The following is a 10,820-nucleotide window of genomic DNA, read 5'->3' as shown; positions in this document are numbered from 1 at the left end:
TCGCCCCCGAAAAACACGGGGTGGGAAAACACCGAATGAATTATTTAAGGGAATACGAACATGTTTACTTCCAGATTAACGATGTTGCACTTATTATGTGAATCTACCCATTGAATTTATTTATTTCTGATTTAATTATTTAGAAATAGATTAAATGGATAGATTGCGGAAGGCTTTGTTAATTATTTTTATAGCTAGAATATTTATTGTTTTTTATGTAATTAAAATAAGCAAGGGAATTATGAAGTAAATTTCTTCTTATGGTTTTCGGTAAAATCATTAAATCCCCTAAAATATTTTTTCAGGGGATTTTCTATTACTATATTAATTAATGGCTATTTTACCCAACTCAATTTGCTCTGGATGACGTCAAGTTGCCTGTATAAGTATTACGTACATTCCTATGAGTGGCAGCCGATTGATTAATATCTTGTAATAATACATAGGTATCTCTACCTTGATGTCTCATTGAAATAACCTCGAATGGTGTTTCTCTCGGGAGCAATATTTCCGCTTGTCCAGCTTGTGGTCCACTGGCTCTTATTTTCAATTTTTCAACGAAGCCTTTCCTCGAATCATCTAAATCCATCTTAAATACTTGCTCTTCGCTAGCATTATTATACTTAGATGCGGCGGCGACATTGACACCAGCATTCGTTAAAAATGCCATTTTGACATATCGAGTTTCACTGGTTTCTTTTTTGTGGACAAAACTCAGAAAACCACGATGGGCTGATGTTGATAAATAAGCGTTATCTGAAACGATATCACCAACATTGATACTATTTCCTTCCTGTGGCGAGTGCCAAGGTGATGGCGTGGAATTATCTACATAGGTCATCACTCGATAAGTTATCCGCATTTGTCTATTTTGTAGGGAAGATAATGTGGAATCTAAATTTTCTACTGCCGGCGTAATACGGTTTTCTCTTATCGCGGCATTAATTTGCGAGCTATCTGTGGTGTAGTTTTTAATTGGGCTAATATCTACACCGGGATTGTTGGTCAATAATTCATGGGCTTCTTGCTCTGTTTGGGCAGCGATAACCCTTTGACGTTTGAAGGTTTGAGATTTTGCCATTTTTTTATAAACGGCTTCTTCCATTCCTGTAAAGGAACCCTGGTTTATTATCGCTTCTTCTGTTCTGTTGGCTGGTGATAATCCCTGAACATCAAATTGTGTCACCGGATTATTTCTCACCATGCGATATAAATTCAGTCCATCAATTGTTTCTGCCGGGTCTGCACTTAACCATCTGCCCGCCCACGGTTGGTAATAACGGTAGCCGTAATAATACAGCCCGGTAGCATCCCGTTCTTTACCTGAATAGCGAATGGTTTTATAGCTAGATTCAATTTGATTCCTTGCTGCCCACAGCGCTGTACCGCCAAATGGATAATACTCTTCCTCACTAATAATTTGCCCGTCGCTATCTAATTCAAGTTGGCTGGAACCAATAAGATTATCGTAGCTGTAACGAAGTTGATTGTTGTTGATATCTTCTGGTTTACCGTTCTCCCAATGCAATACTCGGACTTGCGCGCGACCGGCTTTACCGAGTGTGATAACTTGCAAATATTCTATGGTGGTGCTGCCATGTTGGGTTGTACGTATTTCCAGCCCCGGTAGATAAGTTACCCTTTGTTGTTGCGGGATATTCTGAGTTTGTTGTTCATTCACTTTTAGCTGTCGTATGCCGTTGCTATCGTAGCGATACCATTCGTTTCCCGCGGCACTGTTGGCTTGTTTCAATTCGCCTCGTGGTGTCCAAGTTAGAACTTGACCGGATAGCAAGTTGGTTTGATGGCCTCCCGCATCAAATAAGGCATCAACTTGGGTTGGATCTCCGGTCTGTGTGCTGAGTACTGCACGGTTGCTGCGATTTGAAACCGTTATATCCGTCGTGTAGTTATTTTGCGTGGCTGGTGAACTATGCTGAATTTTCGTCAAATTGCCGCCACGGTCATAACTATAGGTACGAGTATAGTTAGTGTAGGTGTTGTTATCAGCAGGTAGCGCAGGAGAGGGAAGCTGGTTATTTTGCTGACCAATATTGGCCATTTCACGCCCGGCGGCACTGATAAGCTGATACAGAGAATCATAGGTATAGCTATTCTCCGGGACCACTTTCTGATTACGCCAAAAGCGGGTAGCTTCCGCATCGTTACGGATATTGATCACATTGCCTACTGGATCATATTGATAGCGTAGGTCTTGCAACACCTTAGTGTCTGATGGACGGCGAGTGGTAATGCCGATAAGCCGCTGAGTTTCCGGTTCATAGCTGTATTCGGTGATAACCCCGTTACCGTGCTCTTCGCGTAATTTTTGTCCGGCGGCGGAGTAGGTCAGCGATTTGGTAATCACTTGTTCGGCCTGACCTTTTAATGTTAACCAACAACCTTTTAACTGCCCGGCCACATCATAGGCTTGCCGCTGAATGTTGCCTTTGGCATCGGTTTGGCTAAGTAAAGCCCCGGAGGCATCGGTTCTATTTTGGGTGGTATAGACATCACTACTCAGTTTTTGCGGCCAGAGGCTTTGGTCTTCACCTGTCCAATCGGCATCTTGGTTATCGACGAGCAGTTGCTGAGATTGTGATAAAACGGCACCGGTCAGGGCAAGGCTGTTGAGTTGAGTGAGCCCTGCGGTATCGTAATGGCGGACACACTGACCAGCAAGGTTGTGTTCTTTTTCCTGCGGCGTATTGCCGGCCCAGATAAGGCGCTCGGTCGTTTTCTCTTCTGTCTGTGCTTGTTCGGTGATAGCGAGCAGGCGACCGGGTAGGGTGTTATCTTCATAAAGGTGGTTTTGGCGGACACCGGTTGCGTTGATGGTTAATACCGAGCGACCTTCAATATCGTTGAGGGTAATTGTTCGGCCTGCATCGATGCTCTCTGTTCGCAGGATATTGCCGGTCAAATTATGCAGCCAGATAAAATTCGGTTGTACGGCGTTGTTAGTCTGTTTGGCGTCATACAGGCGAGGATCAATGCTTTGGTTCAAATATCCGCCGGCATTATATTGATGGCGGGTAATACGGGTATCGGTATTTGTTTCTGCGGTAGCGCGGTGAAAACTAATATTACGGATAGCGAGTCCACGGTTATCGTGAACACTGACGGTAGGCGTATGGTGATAAAGTTTTGGGTCAATGTTTTTCATCATTTACTTCCTTTGTTATGTTAATTGAATTCAGTCCTTTTACATAATAAGGATAATTTTTCTATTGAGGTAATTGAAATAACGGTGGTACGTAAAATGATTTTTAATGACAGGCCCTGATTAGGGCCTGTTGCAGGTGATGGTTATTCGAGAATAGTGTAACGAATGTGCAGAATAATATCGGTCAGCATCTGTAATATGGTTTTTTGTTTACTGGTGGCATTGGGGAAACTTAGCGTTAATGTCCCCTTGTCATTAATATCGATCCCTTCAAACGGTAGGAATTTGCCATCGTTGAAATCGAGCTGAAACTGACCGTTGTCATTCAGGCCGTGGGAGAGCGCCAAGGCTTTACAACCTTTAGCTAAGCCGGTGGCGTCGCCACCATAAGACAGAACAGCTTGAACATCTTGATATGGTCCCAATAGTGCCGGTAAGGAGACACTAATTTGTTTAATGCGGCGTGTTTTGCCTAACTGCATGTCATCTGGGTAATCATCTTTGAGTTTCAGGTCTTGCAGGGTTAGTGTCGCGGATAGCGTATTGCTGGTTAATTTCAATTGATTGCCGTCGTTACCGGCAGCAGTCTCTTTACCTCCTTGTAGCAACGCTTCAATTTTATCTTTCAAAGCAAAGCTTTTTTCCCCTAAGGATTGGTACACCTGCGCCAGAGAAACCGTGCGTTCCACTTCCAGTGCGCGTTGCTCTTGTTTCAGATGGGCATCTTCCATTTGTGCCAGATTTAACATTAAAGTTTCACCAGCGAGCAGGCCAGCATAGGTTCCTTGCCAGGCTCCCGGTTTAATAAAGCGTGCAGAGGAATCGTTAGTTTCCCAACGGTAAGCTTGTTCTGCCATCAAACAACGGGCGACGACTAAATCGTAAAATTGGAAATAAATGGCAGCTAACCGACCACGTAACCAGTTGTATAGCGCTTGATTGCTGAATTTTCGTTGCAGGAAGGCCAATTGTGCTTGAGTTTGTTCCTGTTGGGTTTTCAGGCTGGTTTTCTGTAATACGGCTGCTTCGCGGCGTACCGTTAGCGATTTGAGTTGAGCATCGATTTGTTTCATCTCTGCTTCGGCATTATTACGCTGGATTTCCCACTCTTGACGGCGACGGCGCCATATTTCAGATTGAGAGACTTTCTCCGCTTCAATTAATAGACCGTCTGCGGCGATCCCGCCACCAATAGCAATGGCATTGGCAATTGCCCCAAAGCGCGTTCCCCCGACCGCAAAGCCGTAGATATTAGGTACCATCTCCAGTGCGGCAGCAGCCATATGCAAGCCTTTCAATCCGGCGGTAATACTTTGGGAAGCTATTCGCATATCCAGAGCTTGACGCTCACCGGCGTTGACATCTTCGTCGTATAATTTGCTGTAGTTGTCAAAGCGCGATTTTGCTCCGGCTTTGGATTTTTCCAGCACGGTTTTTTCAGCATCTATTTCTTCGATGGTTTTGTCCTGAATGCTTAGCGTCGTTAATATCAGCTCTTTGGCTTGATTTTGCAGCAGAGCATTTAGGGCCTCAGCATCTTGGCGTTCAATAATATTTTGCAACGTGGAACCGAACTGTGTGAGTTGAGTGACCATGCTACGGGCATTTTCTAGCATATGCGGGAAGCGCCACAGTGACATAAATGGCTGTGGAAGCGAGCCGCCGCCTTGAGACGTAGCAACGGCAGCGCTGAGTAACGCTTTCGGATTGGCCGGTGTGGCATACATCGGCAGATAGAGCGGTTGACCATCGATGGAGAGATTATGACGCAAGTTATACAGGCGCAGTTCCAGTTTGTTCCAGTAGCTCAGCATAACGTCGTTGATTTGTGGCAGGAAAAGATCGGTCAGGGTATTAGCGGAGCGCAATGATAATGATGGTATTTGCGTGCCTTGCCGTAGAGTGGTTATTGCGTAGGAATATGCTTTTTGTGTGGTTGTGTCTGAGGCATTGTCCAGACGTGGATCATTCCATGCAGAACTCAGCGGCAGATAAGGTTTCTCACCTAATAGGTGCAGCGCCTGCATATACCACATTTTGGCCTCGTTCAGCGTATCCCGCTCCAGTTGGCGATAGGCATGATCGCCGCGTGCCATCAGTAGATCGAGAGTGCGCATAAAGGTGGCTACTTTATAGTGCATTGGATCGTGCTGTGCCACCGCGTCAGGATCGACGGAATCCAAAGGATCACTGTTCCAACTGGTATTTTCCAGTAACGGGCGCACATTCCAGTGATAGTTTTTAATTTGGCCACGAATAATATAGCCAGCTGGACTCCAGACATATTTCAGCCAACGGTTAGCTTCATCAAAGTTTTGTTCATGTAGTAAACGCTGAGCAACCAGCATTGGGGTATAGTAGAACAGCTCCCAGAAATAGAGGCTGTTGGCGCCGCTGAAATCCATTGGTTCCGTGAAAGTTGGTATTACTCTGGCTGATACAAGCCCTGGGAAAGTCGTGTTCTTATAGGTAGTGTCGAATATAGCGGGTTCATTATTATCTTTTTTAACAAATCGAATGAAATTTGTTTCCACTTTTTGATAAACTGCGTAAACATAGAGATTGTTTTTGTCTCCATAAGCATCATCGAAGCGAGGTAAGAATAATCTTACAATTGTTTGTGTAGTATCGCTTAATGTTCCTAGATAAATGGGAAAATAATCGCCTGATTTAAAAATATCACCATACATAATCTTAAATGATTTATTAGTACCGTGGATATCAGGATCATATTTATCCATAACGAGTTCTACATAAGCCCCTATTCCCATCATCGGTTCCTGAATATTCTGAGTTTCCATACTGAGAATCGTATCAATACCTGTTGTGGCGCGTTCAACTAATTGGCGAGCAAATAGGGTATTAAGGCGAACGTGATAGGCTCCCCATTGCATATATTGAGCACCGTTTTCATTATGAAAAAGAGTTAGTGCGTTATCGGTTTTAACCTTTCGGGTAACTGGGATACTGAAACTTTCATAACCCAGTTTGCGCCCATCATCTGCCAGTGCGGTAAACGTGACATCAATACTGGCTGAATTGTTAGTAAAATTCAGATTAGAGCCATCTATTTCGAGAGTATTAAATTGGTAACACATTTCTTCAAAGCTAGGTGATGGTTGAGCGGAGACATCCTTATTCGCCGTAAGAGAGTATTCTTTGCCGGCATTGATTGTAACTTGAACCTTTTCAGAAGAAATTGCTGTGTTGATATCTACTGGCCCTGAGACATCAGTAGCAGTCCCTCTACTGTCAGTCATATAGATGTATTGCTTAAGATCATCCGGTTTATTCAGAGAGTCTTCTGCATAATCATCACCAATGGTCGCATTTGAATTAGTAAGAGAACGTCTTGCTCCAGGAATCCAAGCTCCTACTTTAGATGAATAATTGGTGTTTCGGTGGAATAGTAGTCTCCCTTGATTAAGCTCACTAGTGTTTCTACTATATTGATAGACTGGATAAAACATGAATTTATTTGATGAATTATCCGGATTGATTCCCAAACTGGTATAAATAATGAATTTATCACCCAATTTGCCATATTTCTTTATTAGATTGCACTGAATGCGCTCTCGACCTTCTTTTCCATCATGGATTATTCTTAATTTTGGTGAAATATTGATTTTTAAATCACTTGAGGCAACTGTGTAATTGATAACTATACTTCCGCCGTATACTTGGCTGAGATTATATTCCCCCCAATCATGGCTATTGCTATGATTCATCAATGAAGGGATTTCATAATCTTCTGCATATCGGTTATTTATTCTTATGACACTATTAGTATCGAAATGTGTATAACCGTTATTTCGATAAGAGTTACATTGTTCATTGGTCATGTCTTTGGAAGACATATCGGAGAAAATATATAATCCTTGCATTGGCGCAGTTTTATAATCATCTAATTCATCTTCTTTTCTATAAAACATTACCAGCAAGGTATCTTCCCCTTGATAACCTGCGCAATAGAGTCCGGGAGCTTGAGACTTTGTCAGTTTTAAAGCGAGTATTTTTTCATTTACATCAAAAGTGATTGGCACATTCCAGGTACCATCATAACGAATATGAGCCAATTTTAATTCATAGCAATAGTCAGTAATGACTTTATTATCCTTATCTTGTTTAGCTGTTTCCTTTTGTTCCAGCCAAATCAGATATAAGCGGGATTTATAGATAACTGGGCGGATGGTGCTTTGGTAGGGATTAATTGCGCAGTCAATTTTATTCCATTCACTCCAGGCATTGGCGGAGAATTTACCGTCATTGAATTTACTGTGATCGACGCTGCGCCAGTAATATTGATTAACTTCTGTTTTACTGTGTCCGATAAAATAGGTTAGCCCTTGGTCATTATTAACATTGTCATGATACGCACTAATGACTTCCAAATTAGCGACTTGTTCAAATGAGGTTAGGTAAGATTTAAATGCGTCTTCTACTGTATCGGCATTTAATTGGCTCTGGCTGACGGATTGTAGTAGCGTATCCATCATTTTCGTTTGCCCGATACGCATCGTCGGATCGATATAATTTTCAGGATAGTAGGCTAATTGTGAAACGCCAGCCCAGGTGCTGTAACGTTTATTATATTTATCCCAATCGATAAAAAATTGACGGGTTATAACATCAGAAACGGCGTGGGTTTCTACATTTTCCAGCGCCCGGTTGACATACAATTGGATACTGGCAATGGCTTCGGCAATACGTGTAGTTTTTATTGCAGCGGAAACTTGATTATCAATCAGTAAATATTGGTATAGATCGTCACGGCTTTTAATTGATGCTGCCCGATTAGCGATCTTGCCAATATAGTAATTGCTTAATGCAGTACTGCGAGATTCATCTAGGAATACGTGCAGGGTATGAGTTTGTTGGGGATCTAACCCGGCAGTTAATACCATAGCTGCGCTTTCCCATTGGGCATAGGTCGGTGTTTTTTGAGTCGGTTGTATATAATCCAATGCTATCAGGGATGAAATACCTTGTGGGGAGATATTCAAATTACTGGCTACATTGGCCCATTGCAGAATAATGTTGATAGATTGCCAATTGGAGAATGCATTTTCTTTAGTAACTTGGTTGTAATTTTGTGCTTGAATATTGGCTTGTTCCAGTAAATTAACATCAATATTCATGGAGTTAGCTAATTGTTCAGCGGTTAAGGTTTTATTTTCAAAAGCCGTTAGAATAGAGGAGGCTTTTTCACCTAGGGAATTAACCCAATTGGCAAAGCGGGTTAGGATGATTAATGTTGGTGCATTATGGGCTGGTATCGCTTTATCAGGTTCATCAGAAATGCCAAAAATAGTTGGCTTTTCGATAAAGAGACGGAAAGCGTTTTCGTTAATGCCGGAAGAACGATAAATCATTGTCAATTGTGCCAGACAGTGACAGTATTGAATAATTTGTTCCTGCATTTCTGGTGGTTTTGATAATTCTGAAATGTCTTTATTTTGTAACCAGTTCCAGAATTTTTTTGCCGTTATTTTATTTTCGCTTGGTTTTATCTTATCAGCCCAGAGAAGAATAGAATGTGCGACATTTTCAGACGGTAATTGTAGCGTTGCGGCAATATAAGGTGCTATGGCAGCCAGAAGATCTGTTTTCTCTTTGTCAAAATTCTGCAAACCATTGTAGACCGTATTTAGTAAGTTTCGAATTTCAGGCGTTAGCGTTTTGTCATAGTTGGTGGTGGTCATTAAAAATAACTGATAGACACTCCACTTTTGTGTATGCAACCAATTGCTTAGGGTATCGAGTTTGTTAATCAGTTCCTGTAAGTTTTCATCATCAATTGTATAGAGATCTCTCTTATCTTCACCGATAGTCATCAGTAGCAAATACAGTTCATCAATCGTTAATTGATGAATATCGGCCAGTAGTTTAGTCATATAAAGATTGGAAAGATTCTTTATATTATTAGCAATTTTTCCATCTTTATTTTCATGATTAGCAATATGGAGCAATCGATAAAGAGAAATATCATCGACATTAAAAGCACGTTTAAGTACTGTTTTGTGCCAATTATTGGTGCTATTCAGATTTAAGTCAATGTCGGTATTTCCAACAGCAAAATATTGCCCGTTGAGTGGTGGGGTATTAAATAGGAGATCAAATTGGCTAGGTTGATTACGATAGGAATGCTGTGAAATAGGTGCGTTACATAGTATTAAGGCAGTTTCAGTATCAATGTTGTATTTCTTCATATAGTATTTAACTAGAAAGATTTTTCCTAATACCGTTGGATTAATACTCTGTTCTGGAATAATTTCATCTATTTTTAAAAATGGCAGGTTTACGGTTCGTGATAATAAAATAATTTTATTGATTTTTAGTAAATGTATTTTCTGAGTATTGAGTTCATTATCTGGATATTTGTGAATGAATTGGCTAAGCTCTTCATCACTAAAATTATAATAACTTTTCAGATATTCTGGCATTGCCAACCAGGTAGGGTCAATATCGCCAAAATTCTTTTTATAAATTTCCTCTGCATTAGCCTCGGTAATCTCTTCCGTCAGGATATTAAACAATTCCGGCGAGATAGAGTTATCAATCCCTAATAGTGAAGCTTGATGCATTAATTCAGTAACAGCGGGTGATTTCTGAAATTGCTCAAGTTGAGGATCTTGTAATTGGATAGCTTTACGCACATTTTCGTAAGCGTCATGATAAGGTATCGTACCGGAAGGACGGAAAGTGGATAACATTTCCATCACTTTAGTATCGCTGTCCAGATTAGACTTATTAGCTTTAATTCCTTTCAACAAAATTTCATTGGACAGAGAAAGAGTGGAAAGCTCAGTGTCCATATTTTTCTGGTTGAGCTCCATTGATTGGAGATCTGGGCGGCGTTCATCCAGATGATAAACGGAGTCGCTGGCATGTAAATTACGCGCTTCACGATAGAGTTCAGTTAAATAAGCTGCGGGGGAGAACATAGAGGAAACTGAACCCGGTGCCACATATTGGCTGGCTCGGCTACCGAATTCATTATTGTAGCTTCGCAATTCAGCATGAGGGAGGGTAATACCGAGGTGCACTGCATTTTGTAACTGTGGGTTAGCGCGTTTGAGAATACGTGCTTCATATAATTGATTCTCTTTTTGTTCCTGTTGTGCATCACGATATAAGCGGTTGGTCTCTGACCAAGAGAGATGATCAGAGACTTGCTGGCGGAATTCATTAAAAGAATAGAGACAAATATCGGTCAGACAATGAATACCACACTGGCTTTGCAATGCATCAGGTATCTCTTTCACGTATGAGTTCATGTTTATTCCTTTTAAATCATAAGGTAAATGAAACATCCGTGTGCTCTCTGTACCATCGATACAATAAGAGAATGATTCCGTTCTATAGAAAGATGAGGATAATCACTATGTCACTGTTTTCTTCAAATAGCTGTTGCAAAAAAAGCAGCCGCAAAATTTGCAATTGTTTTTTGAACAAAGCTGGAGGGAATAAGCGGTTGTTGTGTACATCATGATTTATGCGTAATGAGAAAACAGAGAAGTTAAGTTATGGTAAATATCAATTGTGGGCAGATTCGACTAATAAGTGCAATTTTTCAGAAGGGCGGTCAGTTGCTATAGTAGGCATCTTTCTCGCCAAAGGAAAATGCACTATGGCCTATACACAACTGACCGAA

At 41.3% G+C, this 10,820-nt stretch carries 2 protein-coding genes; both read right to left on the bottom strand.

Annotated elements, in window-relative coordinates; translation table 11 throughout:
* Positions 1-349 precede the first annotated feature (349 nt).
* Positions 350-3,166, bottom strand: a complete 2,817-nt coding sequence (locus ACGF5R_RS22760) for an RHS repeat protein (RefSeq protein WP_387692865.1) — start codon at positions 3,164-3,166, stop codon at positions 350-352.
* A gap of 143 nt (positions 3,167-3,309) precedes the next feature.
* The gene (locus ACGF5R_RS22755; protein WP_387692863.1) at positions 3,310-10,443 is read right to left on the bottom strand and encodes a neuraminidase-like domain-containing protein; all 7,134 of its coding nucleotides are present in this window, start codon (positions 10,441-10,443) and stop codon (positions 3,310-3,312) included.
* Positions 10,444-10,820 lie beyond the last annotated feature (377 nt).

The organism is Photorhabdus sp. RM71S, from assembly GCF_042879355.1.
Taxonomy (GTDB): domain Bacteria; phylum Pseudomonadota; class Gammaproteobacteria; order Enterobacterales; family Enterobacteriaceae; genus Photorhabdus; species Photorhabdus kayaii.
This window is presented reverse-complemented; position numbering and strand designations above follow the sequence as displayed.

Excerpts from the sequence above, each read along its gene's own strand:
- ACGF5R_RS22755 (WP_387692863.1), bottom strand. The coding sequence starts at position 10,443 with ATGAACTCATACGTGAAAGAGATACCTGATGCATTGCAAAGCCAGTGT.
- ACGF5R_RS22760 (WP_387692865.1), bottom strand. The coding sequence starts at position 3,166 with ATGAAAAACATTGACCCAAAACTTTATCACCATACGCCTACCGTCAGT.